Here is a 22,331-nt window from a genome sequence, read left to right as displayed (position 1 = left end):
CGGCAACGCCATGACCAGCGGCGATGTGAGAATCGTCACCCGGCGGACGTCGGACGGGTCAGACCTCGCCGGGCAGGGCGTGACGCACGACGATCCGCGTCCACGCTCCGACATACACCCGGTCGCCGTCCGCGATCTCATGACGCTGGCCGACGGGCACGGGCGTCGTCGGCAGGGCGTCGCCCACGCGCGCGAGGTAGGTGCCGTTCGACGACTGCAGGTCCTCGACCCACCAGCGCTGGCCGTCGGTGTTGAGCTGGCAGTGCCGCCGCGACACGCCCGAGTCCGCGCCGCAGTCGATCTGCGGGTGGATGTTGCGGGACGTCGACGGCCGCCCGACGAGCACGCTGCGCGTGCGCAGGGGCACCAGGACCGGCAGGCCCACGGACGGCAACGGGTCCTCCGGCTGCTGTAGCGCGTACCAGTCGGGGTCGATCCAGACCTCGGCCACCCACTCCTGCGAGCCCGCCGGTGCGGGCGTCGGCAGGGCCGTGCCGTCGGTCGCCGGCTCCGCGGCCTCCACCGCGGGCGTCTGGCCCGTCGCCGGGCCTGTCGGCGCCTCGGCGGGGGCCCGCGGTGCGGACACGGTCGGCACCGGGCCGGTCTGAGGCGCGCCCGGGGGCGTGAGCGGCGTGACGGGGGCCGGCGTGGCGCCCGTGGTGAAGTCGTAGCCGCAGTTCTCGCAGAAGAGCGCCCCCGGGGCGGCGGGCGCGCTGCAGTGCGGGCACGCGGAGGGACCCGTCGGATCCGCCGCGGCGGGCGCGGACGTCGCGGGTGCCGCACCCGGCGCCGCGGACGTGATCGGCGCGCCGCAGACGTCGCAGTAGTCGGTCGACGCCGAGGCGTGGCCCTCAGGGCACACGACGGTGCTCACTTGCGCACCCGGGTCGTCTTCGTCGAGGCGGTGTCGAGCGCCATCTCGTCGAGCTTGTCGGTGTTCCGCTTGAGGCGGACCGTGCCCTGCTCCGGGTCGTCGATCTCGACGACGCGCTTGAGCCGGCTCGTCGCCTCGTCGTTCCCGGTCTCCTGCGCGAGCTGGACCGCCCGGCCGAGCTTGACGGTCGCGGTCGCCTCGTCGCCCGCGGCCTTGGCCGCCAGGCCCTCCTGGATCACGCTCGCGAGCTCGGCCTGGCCCGTGTAGTGCGCGACCTCCGGACTGATCCGGGCGGTGAGCGAGTCGTCGTCGGACCAGCGGGCCTTGACCAGGCCGGAGGCGAGCACCTCACCGCCGACGGCGATCTGGACGCGCGCCGCGAGCTGCTCCGAGCCGACGGGCTTGGAGCCCACGCGCACGGCCACGTGGTAGTCGCGCGACTCGTCGCCCCACGAGCCCGTCGGGTAGCCGCTCGTGAGCGCGTTGACCGCGACACGGCGCGACGTGAGGTCCTCGACCGTCGGGGCGACCTGCCGCACGAACAGCACCTGCGCGCCCTGCGGCGCCCAGACCCGCAGCTCGGCGTCGGCGATCCCTCGCGACATCGAGCGCTGCACCAGGTCGCGGAAGTCCTCCGCGATGTCGTCGGGGTGGGCGATCAGGTCCACCGTCCCGAGCAGCGCCGTGGAGATCTCGCGCAGCTCGTCGACCTGCCAGTTCGCGCCGACGCCGCGCGCGTCGCACTGGAAGTGACCCGTCACCTTGCGCACCACGGCCGACAGCGCGGCGCGGGGCTCCGACTCGTTCTTTCCGTCCGTCAGCAGGATCGCGTGCCGCTGCGGCGCCTGCGGAACCGTCGCGAACAGCCGGTCGGTCAGCGCGAGCCACGTGCTCATCGCCGTGCCGCCCGAGGGCATGAGCGTGCTGATCGCGCGCTTGGCCTCGAACCGCGCGCCCGGCTCCATCTGCACCATGTCCCGCACCGCGTTGGGGTACGGGAAGATCCGCTGCGCGACGTGGCTGCCGCCCACGATCGCGAACCACGTGCCGTCGGCGATCTGGTCGACCGCCACCTGGGCCGCGTGCTTCGCGGCGTCGAGGTTGCGGCCGCTCATCGAGCCGGACGTGTCGACCATGATGATCTCGGCGACCCCGCCCGACGCCGTCGCCGCCGCGCCCGCACCCGAGCTGGTCAACGTGACGATCGCATGCACGTCGGTCCCGCCCTGCGGCAGGAACTCGTTCTGGAAGACCTCGGCAGTGAAGACGGCCACGCTCAATCCTTCGGTCGGGTGCTGCCGAGGCTATCCGAACCCGGGGGCTCGGACACTCGACGCACAGGGGTCGTCACCTCGTCGTCGTGAGGGTCGTCGTGCTGGTCAGGGCGCTGGTCCTCGGCGTCCGACGGGGCGGTGCCCGCCTGGCCGCGTGCCGCACCTGCCCGCGCGAGCGCGACGGTCACGTTGTCCCGCCCGCCCTGCGCGTTGGCCCACGCCACGAGGTCGCCCGCGACGCGCGTCGGGTCGCCGTCGCGGGCCTGCGCGAAGCCGCGCACGAGCGCGGCGAGGTCCTGCGCACCGGAGCAGTAGTTCCACAGTCCGTCGGAGCACACGAGCACCCAGCCCGGGCCGTCGATCACCGTGGCGGTGGTCCGCGCCGTCACGTCGTCGGCGTCGGGTCCGAGCCACCGCGTGATCGCGTGCGCCTGCGGGGACGCCTCGGCGGCCTCGCGCGGCACACCGCGCGCGATCAGCTCACCCGCCCACGAGTCGTCCGCGGTGAGCTGCTCGCCCGGCTCGTCGTCCGGCAGCCAGTACACGCGCGAGTCGCCGAGCCACCCGGCGACGAGCAGGTCGTCGTCCACGACCGCGGCGACGAACGTGCACGACGGCGCGTGCTCGGGTCCCACGCCCTCGCGGACCGTCGCCGCGACGGCCTCGTCGCCCGCGACCGCGGCACGCGCGAGCAGCCCCGAGAACACGGCGGTACGGGCGGCCGGCGAGCCGGTCGCCCTCTCGGCGCCGTCGGGGCCGCCCGCCAGGAGCACGTCACGCGCCGCCGCGACCGCGGCGAGGCTCGCCACGTCGGAGTCCGGTGCGGTCGAGACGCCGTCGCACACGACGAGCGCGGCGAAGCCGCCCGACGCGGCCAGCGCCATCGCGTCCTCGTTGCGGGCGTGCCGCACGCCGCGGTCGCACACCCCGCCGACCCACGGCGCGGGGCTCTCCGACCAGTGGTCGCGCGCCGAGGCTGCCGGCTCACCGCACTGCTCGCAGTACCCGTCGGCCGCGACCGTCCCGCCGCACGACCGGCACCGCGCCGGCGGGGCGGGGACCGGGCCGGGGTCGACGCCGAGCTCGTTGTCGTCGAGGTCCGCGACCTTGGCGGAGACCGGCGGTGTGCCGACCGCGGCCTGGGTCCCGGGCTGCGGCGCCTCCACGACGCGCGTGCCGCACTCCTCGCAGAACCGGTCGTCCGGCTGCAGCGCTCCCCCGCACCGCGCACACACCGCCACGGGCGTCGTCGCGCCCGTCACCACGCGGTCCAGCGGCGCACGGCGTTCGCCCGATCGACCAGGTCGATGCGCTCGTCGCGCGTCGCGGCGAGCGAGGCCGACTCGCGGTACGCCGCCTCGAGCGCGTCCCGCAGCGCGGGCTCGTCGACCGGGACGTCGCCGATCCGCTGACCCGCGGCCGGACCACTGCGCTGGACCACGGACAGGGCCGCCTCGAACACGCCGATCCGCAGGTCGACCCGCTGCTGCGGCTCGACCACGACCCGCTCGAGCCCCGCCAGCGCGTCGGCGAGCGCCGGCACGCCGCGCCCGGCGGACGTCAGGAGCCGCGCTCGCTGGACGCGTGCCGCGGGGTAGGAGCTGCGCGTGGGCGTCACGAGATCGAGCGCCGCCAGCGCACCGTCCAGCTCGCCCGCCCGACGACGGATCCGCGCCAGCCCGAACGCCGCGGCTGCCGTGTAGTTGGCGTCGGACCGCGCGCACACGACGTAGAGCGACTCCGCGATGTCGTGCTCGTCCGACAGCTCGCAGGCCACGGCCAGCGCGAGCTTGGGGGCGAGCTCGCCGGGCACCTGCCCGTAGACCGCGTTGAACGACGCGCGTGCCGCGACCGCGTCACCAGCGGCGAGCTGCGCGAGGCCGTCGAGCCAGACCGCGCGCCACTCCCACGGGTCGGCGTCGAGCACCTGCTGCAGGGCCGTCCGGACCACGTCAGGGCGTCCGGCCTCGACCCCCGCGCGCGCTCGCGCGAGCCGCACCTCGACGGTCTCGTCGGGCGCGTCCGCCAGGGCCGCGAGCCGCTGGCCGGGGTCGGACACGCTCACGCCCGCGAGCCACCCCGCGGCCGGGTCGGACGCGTCGACCTTGAGCACGGGCAGCTCGTCCCAGCGCAGCGGGCCGTGCGCGCCGTCGGTCGTCGGCGCGTCGAACAGCACCGAGGCGGCCGAGTGCAGCGCGGGGTGGCCCGGTCCCCGGTCGGTCGCGACGACCTCGCGCAGGACGCCCAGCAGCTGCGTGCGCAGCTCGTCGACCGTGGCGAACCGGTCCGACGGGTCGGGCGCGCACGCCTTGGCCAGCAGCCGGTAGAACGAGTCGTACTTCTGGAAGACCGGCGTCTCGGCGACCGGCGGGAGCGAGGCGACGTACGTCGTCGTGTTGCCGCGGAAGTCCAGGACGAGAGACGCGAGCGTGCGACCGATCGTGTACACGTCGGACGCGACCGACGTGCCGACCTCGGGCACCTCGGGCGCCTGGTAGCCGACCGTCCCGAAGATCGCGGACTGCAGGTCGTCGACCCGCCGGACACCGCCGAGGTCGATGAGCTTGACCGCGTCGCCCTGCTGGATCACGTTGTCGGGCTTGAAGTCGCAGTACAGCAGCCCGACGTCGTGCAGGTAGGCGAACGCCGGCAGCACCTCGAGCACGAGCGCACACGCGTGGTCGACCGGCAGCGGGTCGTTCGTACCTCCTGCGGCCTCGCGGCGCTCGGTGAGCATCTCCTTGAGCGAACGGCCGCCGACGTACTCCATGACGGTGTAGCCCGCGCCGTCGTGCATCACGAAGTTGTAGATCTCGACGATCAGCGGGTGCTCGACCTCGGCGAGGAACTGACGCTCGGCGATGGCCGCCGCGTACGCGTCCGCGTCGCCCGCGTTGAGCAGGCCCTTGAGCACCACCCAGCGTCCCGAGACGTTCTGGTCGCGCGCCAGGTAGATCCAGCCGAGCCCGCCGTGCGCGAGGCAGCCCACGACCTCGTACTGGCCGCCGACCACGTCACCGGCCGCGAGGCGCGGGTCGAAGTCGAAGGCCGAGCCGCACTGCGGGCAGAAGCCCTTGGTGCGACCCGGGACGCCGTCGCGCTCACGCCCGACGGGCTCACCGCACGACGGGCAGAACCGCTTGCGCTCCGGCACCTGCGGGTCCGCCATGACCACCTGCAGCGGGTCCCGGACCGGGACCGACGGGACCGTGGTCAGGCCCGCGCCGAGCCGCGCACCGCGCAGCCGGGTCGACCCCGTCCCGAGCGTGCGCGTCGCACGTGAGCCGCTGGCGGCCGTGCGGGCCGATCCGAGGGCCGCGGTCGCCAGCCGGCTGGAGCTCGTGCGGCCCGTGCGGGTCGAGCGCTCGTCGTCTCCGCCCGGACCGGTCACCGGCGTCCCTGCGGCGATCCCGGTGCCGAGCAGCGACGTGGCGGAGGCGGGCCGGGTCACGCCCGTGCCGGAGGGCGCCGTGGGCGCCTGCGGCGAGCCGCAGACGTTGCAGTACCCGTCCTCGTAGGTACCGGTGCAGCCCGGTTCGGTGCACGCCGTCATCGCGTGGCTCCCTTCGGCCCGTGCGCGGGCACGTCGCGGGTGAGGAACTCGTACTGCTCGACGTAGAAGCGTGCGAGCACGACGTCGCAGGGAGTGCGCTCGACCGCCTCGCGTGCCTCGTCGTAGCCGGACCGCACGGTCGGTGACGCGCTGCGCCCGTTCGCGTCGGCCGCGGCGCGCAGGCCCTCGAGCCGGTACCGCAGCTCGGCGCGCTCGCGCAGCGGTCGACCGTACGCGTCGGCGACCGCGTCGAACGCCCGCTGCACCGTGCGCAGCCGCTCGACGAACGCGTCGACCTCGGACCGCGTCGGAGGGACGTCGCCCAGGCGCGAGACGTCGGGCACCGCGAGGTTCGGCGGGTCGACGACCTCGCGCCGGCACCGCTCGGCCAGCGCGTGCAGCGTCGGCTCGCGGTCCTCCAGGGCGTCGCGCAGCGCCTCCGCGTCCGAGCGCTGGCGCGCCAGCGTGCGGCGTTGCGAGACGTCGACGATCAGGTCCCGCTCGGTCGTCGCGACCTCGACCTCGAGCTCGCCCAGCGGGCCACCGACGTCGGCACCCCGCGCCGCCTGCGTGGAGATCCCCTGCTCACGCGCACGCAGTGCGCCGACCCGCGCACGCGCCTCGTCGTCGGCCGCGAGGTCCTCGCACCGCACGATCGCGGCACGCACGGCGCGCAGCCGCGCCGCCTCGTCGGCCGCACCCGGGTCGAACGCGAGCCGGTCGCGCAGCTGGTCGAGCATCGCGTCGCACAGCGTGACGGCCTCCACGAGCGAGACCAGCGCGGACCCCTGGCCGGCGTCGAGCCTGCCCCAGATGAGCTGCGACATCTGCTCGCGCGCGACGGCGTCCGCGCGGCCCGAGTCCCACACCTCGACGAGCCGGTCGAGCCGCCCGCGGATCGCCTGCCACATCGTCATCGCCAGGACGACGTCCGACGTGAACGCCTCGGGCTTGTCGGTCTGCCGCGACGCCGTGTCCAGCCGGTCGAGCTCGGCGCGACGGTCGGCCGCCCACCGCTCGAGCGCCGCCAGGTAGGTCAGCAGGTCGGCGGCGGGGATCGCCTCGCCGAGGCGGCCGGGCGCGCGCGGCGGGTCGACGGGTCCCGCAGGCGTCACGACGAGCCTCCGCGCGCCGAGCGTCCGTACACCGACTCGGGCGGCTCGGGCGCGTCGCCCAGCGCGCCGAGCCAGCGCTCGTACGACGCCGCCCAGCGACCGTCCGCCTTGACCTCGTCGAGCACCGCGTTGACGAAGCGCACGAGCTCGACGTCGTCGGCCGCGGCGCCGATCCCGTACGGCTCGTCGCTGATCGCCGACCCCACGACCTTGGCGTACGGGTCCTGCGCGGCGAACCCCGCCAGGATCGTGTCGTCACCCGTGATCGCGTCGACCTTGCCCTGCTGGAACAGCACGAGGCACTGCGTGTGCGTCTGCGCACCGACCGCCTCGACGCCCGGGTAGTCCGCGAGCCGCTCGATCGTCGTCGTCCCCTCCGGCGCGCACACGCGACGTCCGTCGAGGTCGTCGATGCCCGTGGCGTCGGAGTCCAGCGGCACGAGCACCTTCTGACCCGCGTGGAAGTACTCCGCCGAGAACGCGATCTGGGTCCACCGCTCGCACGTGATGGAGAACGCGCGTGCGACCAGGTCCACCTCGTGGTTCTCGAGCACCTCGATCCGCTGGCCCGACGTGATGACCCGGAACTGCAGGTGGTCGTCGTCGCCGAAGATCGCGGTCGAGACCGCGGCGAGCATGTCGACGTCGAAGCCCTCGATCTCGCCCGTGATCGGGTTGCGGCTACCCATGAGGAGCGTGTCGGCCGAGACGCCGACGACCAGCGCGCCGCGCGCACGGATGCGCTGCACCGCCGCGTTGCCGTCCGGGTCCGCCCCGTCCTTCCCGGGCGCGTACGACTGCGTCAGGTCGGAGCAGGTCTCGGTCGCCGCCGCCGGCGCCGGCTGGACGCCCGCCTCGGCCGACGCCTGCTGCGTCGGGGGCTGCGTGACCGTGCCGGACGGGGTGCACCCGGCCAGCACGAGGACGATCCCCGCGACCGCCGCCGCGCACCGCGCCGCGGCGGTCCGCCTCGCGAGACGCTGCTCCCCCACTGCCTGGCGCGTCCTCATCAGCGGTACTCCTTCAGTCGAGCGCTGAAGCCCATCGCGACGCACACCGCCGCGACCAGCCCCGCGACCAGCGCGACCCACGCGACGCGCGACGAGGCGCGGGCCGCGTCGTGCAGCGCGTCGTCGGCCTGCTGGCCGTCGGTCGCCACGGCCGCCTGCGCCGTGTCGCTGAACACGTCGAACGTCGCGTTGGGCGACCCGGGCTCGTTCGAGGTCGCGAGCGCGACCGCGCCGTCCCAGTCGCCGCCGTCGTCGAGCGTGCGGATCTCGGTGTGCGTGGCCGCCCAGTCCTCGAACGTCGCGACGACCTGCGCGTCGACCCCGCCGTCGGCCAGGAGCCGGCGCGCCTCGTCCACGGCCGCGGCGTACGACTCCTCGTACGCCTGACCCGAGCCGCGCTTGATGAGCGTGAACGACTCCATCGCCTTCGCGTCGTTGGCGAGCGAGTACGCCCGCGCGACCGCCATGGTGCGCGTGTACGAGCCCGCCTGGACGTCGTCCACGGTCGCGGCGCCGCTGTTGAGGCTGCCGCCGAGCAGGACACCGCCCGCGAGCAGGACGCCCGTCGCCAGGACGAGGCCGCCGTTGAGCCGGCGGTGCGTACGCCGCGCCAGCCAGACCTGCACCGCGACGAGCGCCACGAGCGCGACGACGAGGACGAGGACGACGAACATCGCGCGCTGCGCGACGGCGAACGCGTCGGAGGCACGCTCGTCGTTCATGCGCACGACCTCGTCGAGGCCGGGCAGCGCGGACGTGCGCAGCTCCTGCGAGGCGGTCTCGAGGTACGCGGCCCCGACCGGGAACCCCTGGCGGTTGTTCGCACGCGCCTGCTCGACGAGCCCGCTGTACGTCGCGACGCCCGTGCTCACCGGGCCGAGCCCGGCGGCGTCGCTCGCACTGGCACCCGCCACCGCGACGAGACCTGCCGTCGCGTCCGCGATCGAGGTGTCGTACCGGACCCGCTGCTCGACCGGCTCGCGGCCACCGACGAGGAACGCATTGGTGGCCGTCGCGTCGGCTGCCACGAGGTCGTTGCGGACCTCGAGCGTGCGGACCTGCTGCGCGGTGTCGTCCGCCGCGGCCGACAACGCGTGCGACTGCGCGAGCCCCGTGGCGAGGCCGACGAGCGCGACGAGCAGGCTCGCGAGGACACCGACGGTCGCCGCGAGCCGCATGCGCGCGGGAGTGCGGCTGAACCGCCCGCGCACCACCGTCACCGGGGCACCGACCGTGCCGGTCGGCGCGAGCACCGACGAGCCGGCGGCGGGCGCGACGAGCACGCCGCCCGCGGTCGTGACCGCCGGCAGCCCGTGGCCCGGCACGCCGGTGCCGGGGACCGCGGGACGTGGGGCGGCGGCTCGGGCCCTGGGCGCAGGGCGGCCGGGCGGCGGCGCTGCGGCGGGGGTCGGCGTCACGCGGACTCCTGTTCGTCGTCACGTGCGGGGACGTCGTCGGGTGCACCGTCGTCGGACGCACCACCGACCGGTGCGGTGTCGTCGGGTGAGGCGTCGCCGCCGGCCGTGGGGTCGGTCGTCGGCAGGTCGAGGCTCGAGGGCGACGAGACATCCTGCGCCGGGCCGCCGCTCGAGGTGTCCGGACCGTCCACCCCGTCGTCGTCGGTCCCGCCGTCGGGCGCGTCGGTCTCGTCCTGCGGTGCGTCGACCAGATCCTCGGGCAGCAGGGTGCGCAGCTCGTCGATCGTCGGCTCGGCGACGTCGCGCAGGCGCCATGCGTGCCGCAGGATCGCCTTGTCGAGCGCGTTGCGCGCCCAACGCCCGTTGCCGAAACCCTCGGTGCGCAGCTGGCTGCGGGCGATCTCGCGGAACCGCTCGACGGTCTCCGGCGCCGGCTCGAAGTCGGCCTTGCGCGCCGCGAGCTCGAAGATCGCGGTCAGCTCGTCGTCGCTGTAGTCGTCGAACGTGATCGTGGTCGAGAACCGGGACTCGAGCCCCGGATTCGTCGCGAGGAACTCCCCCATCGGCCGGGGGTAGCCCGCGACGATGACGACGAGGTCGTCGCGGTGGTCCTCCATGTCCTTGACGAGGGTGTTGACCGCCTCGGCGCCGTACTGGTCCTCGGCGAGCGCGTACGCCTCGTCGACGAACAGCACGCCGCCCACCGCGGTGGCGACGACCTCGGACGTCTTGACGGCGGTCTGGCCGAGGTAGCCCGCGACGAGCTCGGACCGGTCGACCTCGACGAGGTGGCCCTTCGCGAGCAGCCCGAGCGCCTGGTAGATCCCGGCGACGAGCCGGGCGACGGTCGTCTTGCCGGTCCCGGGGTTGCCCAGGAAGACGAGGTGGCGCGTGAGGGTCGGGGACGTCAGCCCCGCATCCGTGCGCAGGCGCTCGACGCGCAGCAGCTGCGCCTGCTCCCGGATCTCCCTCTTGACGCGTCGCAGGCCGATCAGCGCGTCGAGCTCGGCGAGCAGCTCCTCGAGCGAGCGCGTCTCGGCTGCGGCGGGCTCCGCCGCGTCGCCCGGCGTCGCGACCGCGACGGCGCCGGCGGCGCCCGCGGTAGGCGTCCCGGTGACGGGCTCCCCGAGCAGGATGCGCGGGTGCTCGGTGTGCGGGCCGGCGTGAACACCACCGTGGCCGGCAGCCTGCGGGGCGACGGCTCCGGTCGCGAGGGGGCCGGGCGCGAGGGTGCCGGTCCCCAGGGTGCCGGTGGCGCCCGCGGCGGCGAGGTGCACGGCCGCGGTCGTCGACGCCCGCGCGAGCACGTCGAGCCCCGGGTCGCCCAGGTCGCACGCAGCCGACGTCACGTGGGCGAGCGCACGGGCGTACTCGGCGGCCGCGGGCGAGCCCTCGGCGACGAGCCGGTCGAGCAGCGCCGTGGGGGCCGAGCGCCAGCGGCGGCCGCTCGACGCCGCCGTGAAGAACGCGGCGAGCCCGTCGTACCCGAGCGCCTCGCCCCAGGCCTCGGGCGCTCCGGGGATGGCCTCGGCGACCGCCGCGGCGAGACGCGCCCCCTCGTCGCGCACGTCCGCGGGCGTCAGCCCGGCTCGCGCACCCGCCGCGACGAGCGCGTCGACCGCATCGCGCAGCGCGGCGGCGCTCATGACGCCACCGCCGGTCCACCGTCGGGCAGCTCGAGCGTCGAGGCGCCGAACTTCTCCGCGAGGAACTGGCCGTGCGCCACGAGCGCGTGCGCGTCCTGCCGCGAGACCGCGTCCGAGATCTGCGCGAGCGTGCTGCCGAGCAGGTCGAGCTGGTCGCACAGGAGCATGAGCGAGGTCTTGCCCTGCGCGACCACGCGCCGGTCGGCGAAGTCCCGCGGCAGACGCAGGTACGAGCCCACGGCCTCGGGCAGGTAGCTCGTCGCGGTCGCGACGACGGTGTGGGCCTGACGGCTGCCGATGCCGAGCCGGTCGAGCCGCGGGGCCATCTCCTCGACGACCCGCGCGATCCGGTTGACGCGCGCGGTCACCGCCGCCGGCACCCGGCCCTCGACGTCGCGCTGGACCTCACGCACCGCCTCGACGATCTGCGTCGAGGTGGGGACCGCAGGCTCGACGGAGCCGGGGCCGTCGTCGGGCTCCCGCCCGCGCCTGCGGCCCACGAGGTCGCTCCACCAACCCATCGACGCCCCGCTCAGCCCAGGTCGAGCGAGCCGCTCGCGGCCCCGGTCTTGTCCGACTGCTGCACGCGGTCGAGGTAGGCGCGGGCCTTGGTCGTCTCCGTCTCGAGCACACCGATCGTCTGGGCCATCGAGTCGAGCGCCTTGACCTTGAAACCGTCGATCGCGTCCATCGTCGCGTAGATGTCGCTGAACGCCTGCTGCAGCTGCGGCAGGCCGAGCGTCGAGCTCGCGGCCTGCTCCTGGATCTGCACGGACTGCTCGCGCAGGAGCTTGGACGTGGAGGCGATCATGCCCGTCGTCGTCGAGTTCAGGGCGCTGATCTGGTCGAGCACGAGCTTCTGGTTGTTGAGCGCCTGCGCCACGAGCACCGCCGTACGCAGCGCCGCGACGGTCGTGGTCGTCGCGCGGTCGACGCCCTTGATGAGCTCGCCGTTGTTCTTGATGATGATGTCGGTCGCGAGGTAGCCCTGGATCGAGACCGCCAGCTGCGTGAGCAGGTCCTGGTGCTTCTGGCGCACGTAGAACAGCACGTCCTCGCGGAGCGACTTGGCGCGCTGCGGGTCGGTCCGCTCGGCCTCGGCGACCAGCGTCGTGAGCTTGGTGTCGAGCTGCTCGGCCACGTAGACGTACTGGTTGAGCCGCGCCATGGTCGCCCACAGGTGCTGCTTCTCGAGGTTGAGCGCCGCGTTGTCCTTGCGCAGCTCGTCCTGGCCGTTGTAGAGCGCCTGCACGATCGCGTCGATCTGCTTCTGCGCGCTCTCGTAGCGACGGAAGTAGTCGGTGATCGAGTCGCCGAACGGCAGGAAGCCGAGGATCTTCTTGCCGATGCTGGCCTCGGACGGGTCCAGCTCCTCGACCGTGCGGCGCAGGTCCAGGAGCGACCTGCTGACCTGGGACGTCCCGGAGACACCGCCGTCGCGCAGCTCCTTGACGGGCATCTGCAGGAGCCGGTTCGACGTCTCGGCTGCGGCGCGGACGTCCGCGTCACCCATGGTGCGCACGTCCTCGGCCTTGGCGGCGAACTCGGGCGAGCCCGCCTGCGCGCTCGCGAGGCCCGCGAGGTAGGAGTCGACCTTCGCGTCGAGCCCGGGCAGCGCGGCCTCGTCGACCCGCGGCGCCATGGCCGGGGCCTGGGTCTGCGCGACCGGAGCGAGAGGCGCGGGGGCCTCGAGCTCCAGCGGGGGCGTCAGGGGCGCCGGGGCACCCTCGGCGGACTGCGTCATCGTGTACCTCCGCGTCGAGGACTCGGCGGCGTCCCGGTCGGGTCGCCGTCGAGCTCCGGGTTCAGTTGGGTCCGGGCAGCACGCTATGCCATGGTGGCGCTCGGCACGTGGCCCGGCTCACAGGTGGTGCGTCGTGCGGTGGTGCGTCGTGTGGTGGTGCGCCGTGCGGTGGTGCGCCGTGCGGACGACGTCACGCGCGCGGCGTCTCCCCGTCGGGTTCGCCCGGCGGGGCGGGCGGGGGGACCTCGCCGGCCGAGGCGAGCGCGAGCTCGTCGGCGGCGGCGGCGGGGCCGCTCGCGGCGACGCCGGGACGGACCTCGCGGGCGAGCACGTCGAGCTCGGCCTGGACCTGGGCCCGGGGCGCCCACAGCCCGTAGCGGTGGCCGGCGAACCACCAGCACCCGAGCACGAGCGCGGCGCCGGCGACCGCGTCGAGGACCCAGTGGTTGCCGGTGAGGACGACGACCACCGTGGTGGTGGCCGCGTAGCCCCACACCGCGATCTTGGCCCAGGTGCGGCGCACGAGGAACGCGAGCACCACGCTCACCCAGACCGCCCAGCCGACGTGCATCGAGGGCATGGCCGCGACCTGGTTCGTCACCGAGTTCGCGCCGCTCGCGGCCTGCTCGGCGGCCGAGGGCCACCAGCCGTACACCGAGCTCTCGGAGACGGTGTCCACGTACTGTCCGAGCAGGCGCGGCGGTGCCGTCGGGAAGAAGAAGTAGCCGAACAGCGCGAGGAAGGTCGCCCCGAGAAGGGCCGTGCGTGCTGGCCGGTAGAGCAGGGGTCGCCGGAAGAACAGCACGACGAGCACCGTCGGAGTGACCAGGTAGTGCATCGACTGGTACCAGTACGAGGTGGCCACCTCGAACCACGTGTGCTGCGACGTGAAGGTGTTCAGGGCGTGCTCGATGTCGATGTGCAGCCAGCGCTCGACGTCGAGGATCCCCCGCGCGTGCGACTTGGCCACGTCCCAGGAGCCGCTCGCGGCCAGTCGTGTCGCGGAGTAGGCCATGTAGAGACCGACGACGAGGACGACCTCGCGGATGACCTCCCGGCGCGTGCGCCGTCCTGGTTCACGGGTCGACTGCGCGACCGGCGTCTCGCTCGCCACCTGGCCCCCTCTCGGCACTGCCCATGGTCCGGCACTGCTGCCGCCACACTAGCGCCGCCTGGACGCGCGACCATGACGTTTACGCATGTCGATCCACCCGATGTGACCCCCGCCACGTCCACGCGCCGAGGTCCCCCGAGCTCCTGCCCCGACTCGCCCGACGATGTCGAGCGCGACGGATGCGTCCGTCATCTCCATGAACCGACCACGAGATCCGGAATACCTCTTGACCGGTACAGTTCCCGCCCCTACGGTGGAACCACGGATCTGGACCGGTACAGATAGGAGATGACCATGTACCTCAACCCGCCGCCGCTCAGCCTTCTCCACTCGCGTCAGGCCGCGCTCACGCAGGCCCGCAGCGCGCTCCCCGACGCCCCGGTCGTCGCCGCCCGTCCGCACCGCTCGCGCCACGAGCGCCCGTCCGCGGTGTCCCGGTCGGTCGTCGCGACGCGCCGTGCGAGCGCCCGCACGCTGCACCGGTTCGCCGACGTGGTCGCCCCCACCGACCGGCCGGCACTCGTGCGGTGACCACCCGTCCGATCGACGTCGGCGCGGCCGTCCGCCGTGCCGCAGTCACCTACCCTGACGTGCAGGAGTCCGGCCCCGTGGGGGGACCGGACGGGCGACAGGAGGTGACCGTGGCGCGCGTGACGCTGCAGACGATCGCCGACAAGGTCGGCGTGAGTCGGATGACCGTCTCGAACGCGTTCTCCCGGCCGGACCAGCTGTCCGCCGAGCTGCGCGAGACCATCCTCGCCACGGCCGCCGAGCTCGGCTACGTGGGCCCGGACCCCGCCGCCCGGCAGCTCGCCCGCGGCTCGTCCGGCACCGTGGGCGTCCTGTTCACGCAGTCCCCCGCAGCCGCCTTCCGGGACCCGATCGCCGCCGAGTTCTTCGCCTCCGTCGCGGAGTCGCTCGCGCCCACCGGCCTGGCCCTGTCGCTGCTGCCCGCCGCCGCCGACGGCGACCGGCTCGCGGCGCGCGACGTCCCGATGGACGCCGCCCTCGTCTACGCGTGCGTCGCGGACACCCACGCGATGCACTGGCTCGAGCGCCGCGGCCTGCCGCTGGTGTTCGTCGACCAGGACCCGACCACCGACCGTGCCGCGACCGTGCTCCTCGACGACCGCCCCGGCGCGGCCGCGGCGGCGCAGCACGTGCTCGACCTCGGGCACCGGAGAGTCGCGCTGCTGACGACCGCCTGGGGCCTTCCCCCGGGTGTCGCGCCCGATCCCGCGACGGCGGGCGTCGGCCACGTGTCACGCGAGCGCGTCGAGGGCTGGATGAGCGTCCTGCGCCCCGCGGGTGCCGACGTCGTCGCGGTGCACATGTCCGACAACCTCGAGGAGGACGCGCTCGAGGCCGCGCGCGTCGCCCTGACCCTGCCCGAGCGACCGACGGCCGTGCTCTGCTTCTCCGACCTCGTCGCGTGGGCCGTCGTGCGCGTCGCGCGCGAGCTCGGCCTGAGCGTGCCGGGTGACGTCTCCGTGGTCGGGTACGACGACAGCGCGCTGAGTCGCACCGTCACGCCCACCCTCACCACGGTCCGCCAGGACCTGGTCGCCAAGGGCCGGGCCACCGCGCGCGCGATCGAGCGCGCGATCGCGGCGCAGCGCCCGGGCGCTCCCACGGGTGAGCCTGACCACGTGCTCGTCCCGACCCGCCTCGTCGTGCGCGAGTCCACCGGTCCGGCTCCCGCGCGCTGAGCGCGCGTGCGGCTCAGCTCGTCGCGGGCCGCAGCGGGTCCGATCCCTGCTCGTCGTCGAGGACCGCCGCCATGGCCCGCAGGAAGCCCGCGACGTCCGCCCGTGAACGCTCCGGGACCGCCAGGGCCACCTCTGCCATCCGGCGGTGCATGTGCGCGAGGCGTTCGCGCACCTCGTCGTGCGCGTGCTGGGTCGGCCGCAACACCACGCCGCGCCGGTCGGTGGGGTGCTGCTCGCGCACCAGGTGGCCCGACTCGGCGAGCCGGTCGAGCAGCTTCGTCGTGGAGGCCGTGGAGATGCCGAGCTCGCGCGCGAGGTGGTGCGGGCTCGTCCGCAGGCCCTCGGAGTCCCGCCCGATGAGCGCCTGGAGCGCTCGCATGTCAGTCTCGTTCATCGACATGCGCGCCGCGGTCCGCCGGCGCATCGCGGCGTCCGAGCGTCGGAACGTCCGCACCGCCTCGAGGACCTCGGCGACGTCGGGGTCGTCGGCGTACCAGTAGTGCGCCCGGTTGGCGGGTTCGGCCATGACACGCATACTAGTCACCGAAGTAACTAGCGCGGCTAGCGATCGGGACGGAAGGACCGTCCGGAGACGCTGTCGAGATGCGGAGGTCACCGTGACGCAGGACCTCGTCGTGCTGCTCGACGACGCAGGACGCCCCACCGGGCACGCGCCCCGCGAGACGGTGCACGACGCGCACACGCCGCTGCACCTCGCGTTCTCGTGCTACGTGCTGGACGACGAGCACCGCGTGCTGATGACACGCCGCGCGCTGTCCAAGCGCACCTGGCCGGGCGTCTGGACCAACTCGTTCTGCGGCCACCCGCGCCCGGGCGAGGCGCCCGAGGACGCCGTACGCCGACGCGCGCGCGACGAGCTGGGGCTCGAGCTCGACGAGCTCTCGCTGCTGCTCCCCCGCTTCCGGTACCGCGCCGAGGACGCGTCCGGCATCGTCGAGAACGAGGTCTGCCCCGTCTGGTTCGCGCGGGCGGCCTCCCCGATCTCGCCGTCACCGCTCGAGGTGATGGACCACGCGTGGGTCGACGTGACCGACCTCGGTCGCGCGATCGCCTCGACGCCCTGGGCGTTCAGCCCGTGGAGCGTGCTCCAGGTGAGCGAGCTCGCCGACCTGATCACCCCGCTCCCGGCCCGACAGGCGAGCTGACATGACGACGCTGATGAGCCCCGCCGACGCCCCGACCGCACCGGCGCCCCTCGAGGCGTTCCGCCGCGGACCCGGCCTGCTCCCGCACGACGACGAGGCACAAGCCCTGTGGACCGCGGCGGCTGACGCGACCCGGGGAGGTCGTGGCGTCCGTCCTCACCTGATGCGCGTCGCCTGCGCCGCTCTGGGCGGCGCCGACGAGCGCGCGTGCGCACAGCTCGCCGACGCCGTCGAGCTCCTGCACGCCGCGTTCGTCGTGCACGACGACGTGATCGACCACGACGACGTGCGGCGCGGACGTCCCAACGTCTCGGGCACGTTCACCGCACGCGCGGTCGACGCCGGCGCGTCCGGCTCGGCAGCGCGCGGCTACGGACGCGCCGCGGGGATCCTCGCGGGCGACCTCGCGCTCGTCGCCGCCACGCGGGCGTTCGCGACCGTGCCGGCCCCCGCGCACGTCGTCGACGCGCTGCTCGCGCTGCTCGACCGCACGGTCGCGCTGTCCGCCGCCGGCGAGCTGCACGACGTCCGGCTCACGCTGGGCGTCGACGACCCGACCGTCGCCGACGCGCTCGCCGTCGCCGAGCTGAAGACCGCGGTGTACTCGTTCTCGCTCCCGCTGTGCGCGGGCGCGCTGCTGGCGGGCGCGGGCCACGACACCGTGACCGCGCTCGACCGCGTCGGCCGCCTCGTCGGCACCGCGTTCCAGCTGCAGGACGACCTGCTCGGTGTCTTCGGCGACGAGGCGACCACCGGCAAGAGCACGATGAGCGACCTGCGCGAGGGCAAGATGACCGCGATCGTCGCGCACGCCCGCACGACCCGGGCCTGGGCGCTCGTCGAGGACGCGTTCGGCGACCCAGCCCTCACGCCGGGACGGGCGCGCGAGGTGCGCGACCAGCTCGAGCGGTACGGTTCCCGCGCGTACGTCACCGGGCTGGTCGCCGACCACCTCGCGGCGGCCCAGGCGCTCGCGCGCGACGCGCACCTTCCCGAGGCGGTGCTGCACAGCCTGCACGCGCTCGTCGACGACACCGTCTGGCGGGCGGCATGAGCGCGGCGGCGCACGTCCCCGAGGGCGGCGCGCAGCGCTACGGGCACGCGGCCGCCACCGCCGCGGCCACGGTCGTCGGCGAGTACTCGACGTCGTTCGCGCGCGCGTGCCGCCTGCTGCGCGAGCCCGTACGGGGCCATGTGCGCACCGTCTACGGCCTGGTCCGGATCGCCGACGAGATCGTCGACGCCGCGGACCTCGACCTGTCCGACGAGCAGCGCGCCGCGTACCTCGACGCGCTCGAGGCGGACACGATCGCGGCGCTCGACACCGGGTTCTCGACGAACCTCGTCGTGCACGCGTTCGCCGCGACCGCGCGCGAGCACGACATCGGACCCGACCTGGTCCACCCGTTCTTCGCCTCGATGCGCACCGACCTGCACGCAGCACGGCACGACGAGGCGTCCCTCGACGCCTACGTCTACGGCTCGGCAGAGGTCGTCGGACTCATGTGCCTGCGGGTCTTCGTGGGTGCCCCGGACGCCGGTCCCGAGCTCGCGGCGCACGGCTACGAGCGTCTGGCGCCCGGAGCCCGTCGCCTCGGCGCCGCGTTCCAGAAGGTCAACTTCCTGCGTGACCTCGCCGCCGACCAGGACCAGCTCGGTCGCCAGTACCTGCCGGGGACGGCGTTCGGGACGCTCACCGACGCGCAGCGCGACGCGGCGCTCGACGACATCGACGCCGACCTGGCGGCCGCTGCGCCCGCGATCGCCGCGCTGCCCCGCTCGAGCCGACGCGGTGTACGTGCCGCGCACGACCTGTTCTCGGCGCTCTCGGCCCGGCTGCGCGCGACACCCGCCGAGCGGATCGCGCGCGAGCGCGTGCGGGTCCCCGCGCCGACGAAGGCGCTCGTCGTCGCGCGCACTCTCCTGCCCGCGGGATGGCGCTCGTGACGCCGCACGCCGGGAGGCCGCGGGCCGTCGTGATCGGCGCCGGCATCGCGGGGCTGGCCACGGCCGCGCTGCTGGCCCGCGAGGGGTACGACACCGTGGTCGTCGAGCAGCAGCCGCACGTCGGCGGCCGCGCCGCGACCTGGCGGCACGAGGGCTTCTCGTTCGACCTGGGCCCGTCGTGGTACCTCATGCCCGAGGTGTTCGACCACTTCTTCCGGCTGTGCGGCACGAGCACGTCCGACGAGCTCGACCTCGTGCGCCTCGACCCCGCCTACCGGGTGTTCTTCGAGGGCGACGGTGCCGGTGGTCCGTCGTCGGTCGACGTCAGGACGGGTGCGGCGCACGAGGCGTTCGAGGCGCTCGAGCCCGGGTCGAGCGCCGCGCTGGCGTCCTACCTCGACTCGTCGCGTGAGGCGTACGACCTCGCGCTGCAGCACTTCCTGTACGCCACGTTCGCCCGCCCGACGAGCCTGGTGCGCCGTGACCTGCTGCGTCGCGCGCCGCGGCTCGCGCGCCTGCTCGGCACGTCGCTCGAGCGGTTCGTCGCGGACCGGTTCGCCGACCCGCGTGCGCGTCAGGTGCTCGGCTACCCCGCGGTGTTCCTCGGCACCTCGCCCGAGCGCGCGCCGAGCCTGTACCACCTCATGAGCCACGCCGACCTGACCGAGGGCGTGCTCTACCCGCGCGGCGGGTTCGGCGCGGTGATCGACGCGGTGCTGCGCTGCGCGACGCGCGTCGGCGTGCGCGTGCGGACCTCGTCGCGCGTGGTGGCCGTCCGCACCGCCCCGCTCGCGGGTGCACGCGGCCGCGGGCCGCGGCACGAGGTCACGGGCGTCGAGCTCGCCGGCGGCGAGGTGCTGCCCGCCGACCTGGTCGTGGGGGCGGGCGACCTGCACCACCTCGAGACCGCGCTGCTCCCCCCGCGCCTGGCCACGTACCCGGAGCGCTGGTGGCGGCGGCGCGACCCCGGTCCGGGCGCGGTCCTGGTGCACCTCGGGGTGCGCGGGCGCGTCCCGCAGCTCGCGCACCACACGATGCTGTTCACGCGCGACTGGCGCGCGAACTTCGACGCCGTGCTCGGGCGGCGTCGGCGCGTCCCCGATCCTGCGTCGTTCTACGTGTGCGCCCCGTCGCGGACCGACGAGGGCGTGGCGCCGGCCGACCACGAGAACCTGTTCGTCCTGGTGCCGGTCCCGGCCGACGCCACGCTCGGCGGGGGTGGGCTCGACGGCGCCGGCGACCCGGCCGTGGAGCGCGTCGCGGACACCGCGATCGACATGCTCGCGTCCTGGGCGCAGATCCCCGACCTCGCGTCGCGCGTCGTCGTGCGGCGCACGGTGGGGCCGACGGACTTCGCGCGCGACCTGTCCTCGTGGCGCGGCGGTGCCCTCGGGCCCGCCCACACGCTGCGGCAGAGCGCGTTCCTGCGCGGTCGCAACGTGTCGTCGCGCGTCGCGGGACTGCTGTACGCGGGTGGGTCGACGCTCCCCGGCATCGGGCTGCCCATGTGCCTCATCAGCGCAGAGCTCGTGGTCAAGCGCCTGCGGGGCGACACCTCGGGCGCGCCGCTGCCGGAGCCCGCGGCCGAGCGACCCGGGGTGCGGGCATGAGCGGGATGTACCTCGCGTGCCTCGCGCTGTCGGCCGTCGGCGTCGCGCTGCTCGACCGCCGCTGGCGGCTCGCGGCGTGGCGTGACGTGCCCGGCGCCGGCCGTCGCACGCTCGTGCTCGTGGGCGTGGGGTCGGCGCTGCTGCTGGCCTGGGACCTGGCCGCGATCGCGCTCGGCTTCTACGGGCGCGGGGCGAGCGACGCGCTGCTCGGCGTGTGGCTCGCGCCGCACCTGCCGCTCGAGGAGGTCGTCTTCGTCGCGTTCCTGTCGTACGTGACGCTCGTCGTCGCCGGGGGCGTCGGGCACGTGCTCGCACGCCGCGTCGGCACCGCACGCGCGGGGACCGGGTCATGACGTACGCCTCGCTCGCGGTGGTCGTCGTGCTCGCGTGCTCGGCCGTCACCGCGGTGGCCGTCGCGACCGAGCGTCGGCGTGGTCGCGCACCGTCGCGGCTCGTGGCCGTCACCGTGCTGACCGCGCTCGTGCTCCTCGTGCTCACGGTGGTGTTCGACAGCGCGATGGTCGCCGCCGACCTGTTCCGGTACGACGAGTCCGCGCTGGTCGGGCTTCGCATCGGGTTGGCGCCGGTCGAGGACCTGGCGTGGCCGGTCGCCACGGCGCTCCTGCTCCCCTCGCTCGCCGCCCTGCTGGAGGGCCGGGCTCGCGTGCGCGACGCGGCGGGCGCACCGGGCACGCCCCGGCTCGTCGACACCGCGCCCGCAGGGGCCGCTCGCCTGCCGGAGGTGCACCGATGACCGCGACCCAGCTCGCGCACGGCACCGACCGGCGCGCGGGCGTGCGCCAGGTCGTCGGCTCGTCGCGCCCGTTGAGCTGGATCAACACCGCCTACCCGTTCGCGGCCGCATACCTGCTCGCGGGCGGCCACGTCGACGCGGCGTTCGTCGTCGGGACGCTGTTCTTCCTCGTCCCGTACAACCTCCTGATGTACGGCCTCAACGACGTCTGGGACCACGAGTCCGACCTGGCGAACCCGCGCAAGGGCGGCGTCGAGGGCGTGGTGCTCGACACGCGCTGGCACCGGACCACCGTGGTCGCCGCCGTGGTCACGAGCGCGCCGTTCGTCGTCGCCCTGGCCGCGTTCGCGATCGCGGCGGGCAGTGCCGCGTCCCTGCTGGTGCTGGCCGTGAGCGTGTTCGCGGTCGTCGCCTACTCCGCGCCGCGCCTGCGCTTCAAGGAGCGCCCGGGTGTGGACTCGGTGACCTCGGCCACGCACTTCGTCAGCCCTGCGGTGCTCGGCGTGACGCTCGCGGGCGGCACGTGGTCGTGGCCGGTCGTCGCGAGCCTGCTCGCGTTCTTCGCGTGGGCGTGCGCGTCGCACGCGTTCGGTGCCGTGCAGGACGTGCGCGCCGACCGGAGCGCCGGCATCGGCTCGATCGCGACCGTCCTGGGCGCACGACGCACGGTCCGGCTCGCCGTCGGCGGCTACGCGCTGGCGAGCGTCCTGCTGCTCACCGCCGGATGGCCCACGGCGCTGGCCGCGGCGATCCCCGTGGCGTACCTCGTCTCGATCCTGCCGTTCCGGTCGATCGAGGACGAGGAGTGCGAGCAGGCCAACCGCGGGTGGCGACGCTTCCTGTGGCTCAACCTCGTCGCGGGGTTCGCGCTCACGCAGGGCCTGATCGTCGCGGCTCTCGCCGGGGGCGGCTGACGTGCGCGTGTGGTCCCTGCACCCCGCGCACCTCGACCGGATCGGGCTCGTCGCCGGGTGGCGCGAGGGGCTGCTCGCCCAGGCGGCGCTGCGCCGGCCGGAGGGTGGCTACGGGCGCCACCCGCAGCTCGAGCGCTTCCGCGCGAGCACCGACCCGCTCGCGGCGATCGGCGCCTACCTCGAGCTGCTCGCCGACGAGGCCGACGCCCGCGGGTACCGGTTCGACCGCTCACGTGTCGTGGCGCCGCGCACGGGCGACCCGGCGCTCGTCGACGCACAGCTCGTCGTCACCACCGGCCAGCTCGCGTACGAACGCACGCACCTGCTCGCCAAGCTCGACGCACGCTCACCCGCGGACGCCGTCCGTCTGCGCGCCGACCCGCTGCGTGCCCACCCGAGCTTCGTCGTCGTACCGGGCGACGTCGCGGCCTGGGAGCGGACCCACCCTCGCACGGCGCGCAGGCGCTCCCGGCGGTAGCCTCC

22 protein-coding genes are annotated in these 22,331 nt (G+C 74.8%); 10 read left to right on the top strand and 12 right to left on the bottom strand.

The window, feature by feature from the left end; translation table 11 throughout:
* Window positions 1–58 precede the first annotated feature (58 nt).
* From CPE01_RS02415 to CPE01_RS02365, 11 genes are all read right to left on the bottom strand, one after another.
* Window positions 59–874 (bottom strand): double zinc ribbon and FHA domain-containing protein, encoded by an 816-nt coding sequence (locus tag CPE01_RS02415; RefSeq protein ID WP_146805056.1) that lies wholly within the window; start codon window positions 872–874, stop codon window positions 59–61.
* Complete coding sequence (locus CPE01_RS02410; protein WP_146805055.1) at window positions 871–2,148, bottom strand: vWA domain-containing protein; 1,278 nt, start codon at window positions 2,146–2,148, stop codon at window positions 871–873. Before CPE01_RS02410 ends, CPE01_RS02415 begins: the two co-directional genes overlap by 4 nt.
* 2 nt (window positions 2,149–2,150) lie before the next feature.
* The gene (locus CPE01_RS02405; RefSeq protein ID WP_246783686.1) at window positions 2,151–3,410 is read right to left on the bottom strand and encodes a protein phosphatase 2C domain-containing protein; all 1,260 of its coding nucleotides are present in this window, start codon (window positions 3,408–3,410) and stop codon (window positions 2,151–2,153) included.
* On the bottom strand, window positions 3,407–5,701 hold the full coding sequence (locus CPE01_RS02400) for a serine/threonine-protein kinase (protein WP_146805053.1): 2,295 nt from the start codon (window positions 5,699–5,701) through the stop codon (window positions 3,407–3,409). Before CPE01_RS02400 ends, CPE01_RS02405 begins: the two co-directional genes overlap by 4 nt.
* Window positions 5,698–6,816 carry a hypothetical protein gene (locus tag CPE01_RS02395; protein ID WP_146805052.1) on the bottom strand — a complete coding sequence of 373 codons (1,119 nt, stop codon included), beginning with the start codon at window positions 6,814–6,816 and terminating at the stop codon, window positions 5,698–5,700. Before CPE01_RS02395 ends, CPE01_RS02400 begins: the two co-directional genes overlap by 4 nt.
* Window positions 6,813–7,826: a glutamate ABC transporter substrate-binding protein gene (locus tag CPE01_RS02390; protein WP_146805051.1), complete on the bottom strand. Its 1,014-nt coding sequence runs from the start codon at window positions 7,824–7,826 to the stop codon at window positions 6,813–6,815. Before CPE01_RS02390 ends, CPE01_RS02395 begins: the two co-directional genes overlap by 4 nt.
* Complete coding sequence (locus tag CPE01_RS02385) at window positions 7,826–9,244, bottom strand: GlnX family signal transduction membrane protein (RefSeq protein WP_146805050.1); 1,419 nt, start codon at window positions 9,242–9,244, stop codon at window positions 7,826–7,828. The genes CPE01_RS02390 and CPE01_RS02385 overlap by 1 nt, the downstream gene beginning before the upstream one ends.
* Complete coding sequence (locus CPE01_RS02380) at window positions 9,241–10,890, bottom strand: AAA family ATPase (protein ID WP_146805049.1); 1,650 nt, start codon at window positions 10,888–10,890, stop codon at window positions 9,241–9,243. The genes CPE01_RS02385 and CPE01_RS02380 overlap by 4 nt, the downstream gene beginning before the upstream one ends.
* The gene (locus CPE01_RS02375; protein ID WP_146805048.1) at window positions 10,887–11,411 is read right to left on the bottom strand and encodes a hypothetical protein; all 525 of its coding nucleotides are present in this window, start codon (window positions 11,409–11,411) and stop codon (window positions 10,887–10,889) included. The genes CPE01_RS02380 and CPE01_RS02375 overlap by 4 nt, the downstream gene beginning before the upstream one ends.
* Before the next feature lie 11 nt (window positions 11,412–11,422).
* Window positions 11,423–12,634, bottom strand: coding sequence for a toxic anion resistance protein (locus CPE01_RS02370; RefSeq protein WP_146805047.1), 1,212 nt, complete (start codon window positions 12,632–12,634; stop codon window positions 11,423–11,425).
* A 190-nt stretch (window positions 12,635–12,824) separates the two neighbouring features.
* A complete protein-coding gene (locus CPE01_RS02365) occupies window positions 12,825–13,748 on the bottom strand; it encodes a phosphatase PAP2 family protein (protein WP_146805046.1) in 924 nt (307 codons plus the stop codon).
* Between the two features lie 288 nt (window positions 13,749–14,036).
* Between CPE01_RS02365 and CPE01_RS02360 the strand changes: the two genes are divergently transcribed.
* Window positions 14,037–14,279, top strand: a complete 243-nt coding sequence (locus CPE01_RS02360) for a hypothetical protein (RefSeq protein WP_146805045.1) — start codon at window positions 14,037–14,039, stop codon at window positions 14,277–14,279.
* A 119-nt stretch (window positions 14,280–14,398) separates the two neighbouring features.
* Window positions 14,399–15,457, top strand: coding sequence for a LacI family DNA-binding transcriptional regulator (locus tag CPE01_RS02355; protein ID WP_246783685.1), 1,059 nt, complete (start codon window positions 14,399–14,401; stop codon window positions 15,455–15,457).
* A 13-nt stretch (window positions 15,458–15,470) separates the two neighbouring features.
* On the opposite strand, the gene CPE01_RS02350 is transcribed toward CPE01_RS02355, so the two are convergent.
* A complete protein-coding gene (locus CPE01_RS02350; protein WP_246783684.1) occupies window positions 15,471–15,983 on the bottom strand; it encodes a MarR family winged helix-turn-helix transcriptional regulator in 513 nt (170 codons plus the stop codon).
* A gap of 91 nt (window positions 15,984–16,074) precedes the next feature.
* Between CPE01_RS02350 and idi the strand changes: the two genes are divergently transcribed.
* From idi to CPE01_RS02310, 8 genes are read left to right on the top strand one after another with little or no spacing between them, the layout of a single operon-like run.
* The gene (gene idi / locus CPE01_RS02345) at window positions 16,075–16,623 is read left to right on the top strand and encodes an isopentenyl-diphosphate Delta-isomerase (RefSeq protein ID WP_246783683.1); all 549 of its coding nucleotides are present in this window, start codon (window positions 16,075–16,077) and stop codon (window positions 16,621–16,623) included.
* Window position 16,624: 1 nt separating this feature from the next.
* Entirely contained in the window at window positions 16,625–17,677 is a 1,053-nt protein-coding gene (locus CPE01_RS02340; RefSeq protein ID WP_146805041.1) for a polyprenyl synthetase family protein, read from the top strand.
* Window positions 17,674–18,570 carry a phytoene/squalene synthase family protein gene (locus CPE01_RS02335; RefSeq protein WP_146805040.1) on the top strand — a complete coding sequence of 299 codons (897 nt, stop codon included), beginning with the start codon at window positions 17,674–17,676 and terminating at the stop codon, window positions 18,568–18,570. Before CPE01_RS02340 ends, CPE01_RS02335 begins: the two co-directional genes overlap by 4 nt.
* Window positions 18,558–20,180, top strand: coding sequence for a phytoene desaturase family protein (gene crtI / locus CPE01_RS02330; protein WP_146805039.1), 1,623 nt, complete (start codon window positions 18,558–18,560; stop codon window positions 20,178–20,180). The genes CPE01_RS02335 and crtI overlap by 13 nt, the downstream gene beginning before the upstream one ends.
* The gene (locus CPE01_RS02325) at window positions 20,177–20,533 is read left to right on the top strand and encodes a lycopene cyclase domain-containing protein (RefSeq protein WP_146805038.1); all 357 of its coding nucleotides are present in this window, start codon (window positions 20,177–20,179) and stop codon (window positions 20,531–20,533) included. Before crtI ends, CPE01_RS02325 begins: the two co-directional genes overlap by 4 nt.
* Window positions 20,530–20,934, top strand: a complete 405-nt coding sequence (locus CPE01_RS02320) for a lycopene cyclase domain-containing protein (RefSeq protein WP_246783682.1) — start codon at window positions 20,530–20,532, stop codon at window positions 20,932–20,934. The genes CPE01_RS02325 and CPE01_RS02320 overlap by 4 nt, the downstream gene beginning before the upstream one ends.
* On the top strand, window positions 20,931–21,848 hold the full coding sequence (locus CPE01_RS02315) for a prenyltransferase (protein ID WP_146805037.1): 918 nt from the start codon (window positions 20,931–20,933) through the stop codon (window positions 21,846–21,848). The genes CPE01_RS02320 and CPE01_RS02315 overlap by 4 nt, the downstream gene beginning before the upstream one ends.
* 1 nt (window position 21,849) lies before the next feature.
* The gene (locus tag CPE01_RS02310) at window positions 21,850–22,326 is read left to right on the top strand and encodes a pyrimidine dimer DNA glycosylase/endonuclease V (protein ID WP_146805036.1); all 477 of its coding nucleotides are present in this window, start codon (window positions 21,850–21,852) and stop codon (window positions 22,324–22,326) included.
* Window positions 22,327–22,331: the final 5 nt, after the last annotated feature.

Source organism: Cellulomonas persica (genome assembly GCF_007989825.1).
Lineage (GTDB): Bacteria > Actinomycetota > Actinomycetes > Actinomycetales > Cellulomonadaceae > Cellulomonas > Cellulomonas persica.
Note: the sequence above shows the minus strand (reverse complement) of the source record. Positions and strands in the feature narration are given on the sequence as shown.

Coding starts and splice junctions, on each gene's coding strand:
- CPE01_RS02340 (WP_146805041.1), top strand. CDS start 16,625: ATGACGACGCTGATGAGCCCCGCCGACGCCCCGACCGCACCGGCGCCC.
- CPE01_RS02380 (WP_146805049.1), bottom strand. CDS start 10,890: ATGAGCGCCGCCGCGCTGCGCGATGCGGTCGACGCGCTCGTCGCGGCG.
- CPE01_RS02325 (WP_146805038.1), top strand. CDS start 20,177: ATGAGCGGGATGTACCTCGCGTGCCTCGCGCTGTCGGCCGTCGGCGTC.
- CPE01_RS02335 (WP_146805040.1), top strand. CDS start 17,674: ATGAGCGCGGCGGCGCACGTCCCCGAGGGCGGCGCGCAGCGCTACGGG.
- CPE01_RS02360 (WP_146805045.1), top strand. CDS start 14,037: ATGACCATGTACCTCAACCCGCCGCCGCTCAGCCTTCTCCACTCGCGT.
- CPE01_RS02400 (WP_146805053.1), bottom strand. CDS start 5,701: ATGACGGCGTGCACCGAACCGGGCTGCACCGGTACCTACGAGGACGGG.
- CPE01_RS02375 (WP_146805048.1), bottom strand. CDS start 11,411: ATGGGTTGGTGGAGCGACCTCGTGGGCCGCAGGCGCGGGCGGGAGCCC.
- CPE01_RS02320 (WP_246783682.1), top strand. CDS start 20,530: ATGACGTACGCCTCGCTCGCGGTGGTCGTCGTGCTCGCGTGCTCGGCC.
- CPE01_RS02315 (WP_146805037.1), top strand. CDS start 20,931: ATGACCGCGACCCAGCTCGCGCACGGCACCGACCGGCGCGCGGGCGTG.
- CPE01_RS02370 (WP_146805047.1), bottom strand. CDS start 12,634: ATGACGCAGTCCGCCGAGGGTGCCCCGGCGCCCCTGACGCCCCCGCTG.
- CPE01_RS02390 (WP_146805051.1), bottom strand. CDS start 7,826: ATGAGGACGCGCCAGGCAGTGGGGGAGCAGCGTCTCGCGAGGCGGACC.
- CPE01_RS02350 (WP_246783684.1), bottom strand. CDS start 15,983: ATGGCCGAACCCGCCAACCGGGCGCACTACTGGTACGCCGACGACCCC.
- crtI (WP_146805039.1), top strand. CDS start 18,558: ATGGCGCTCGTGACGCCGCACGCCGGGAGGCCGCGGGCCGTCGTGATC.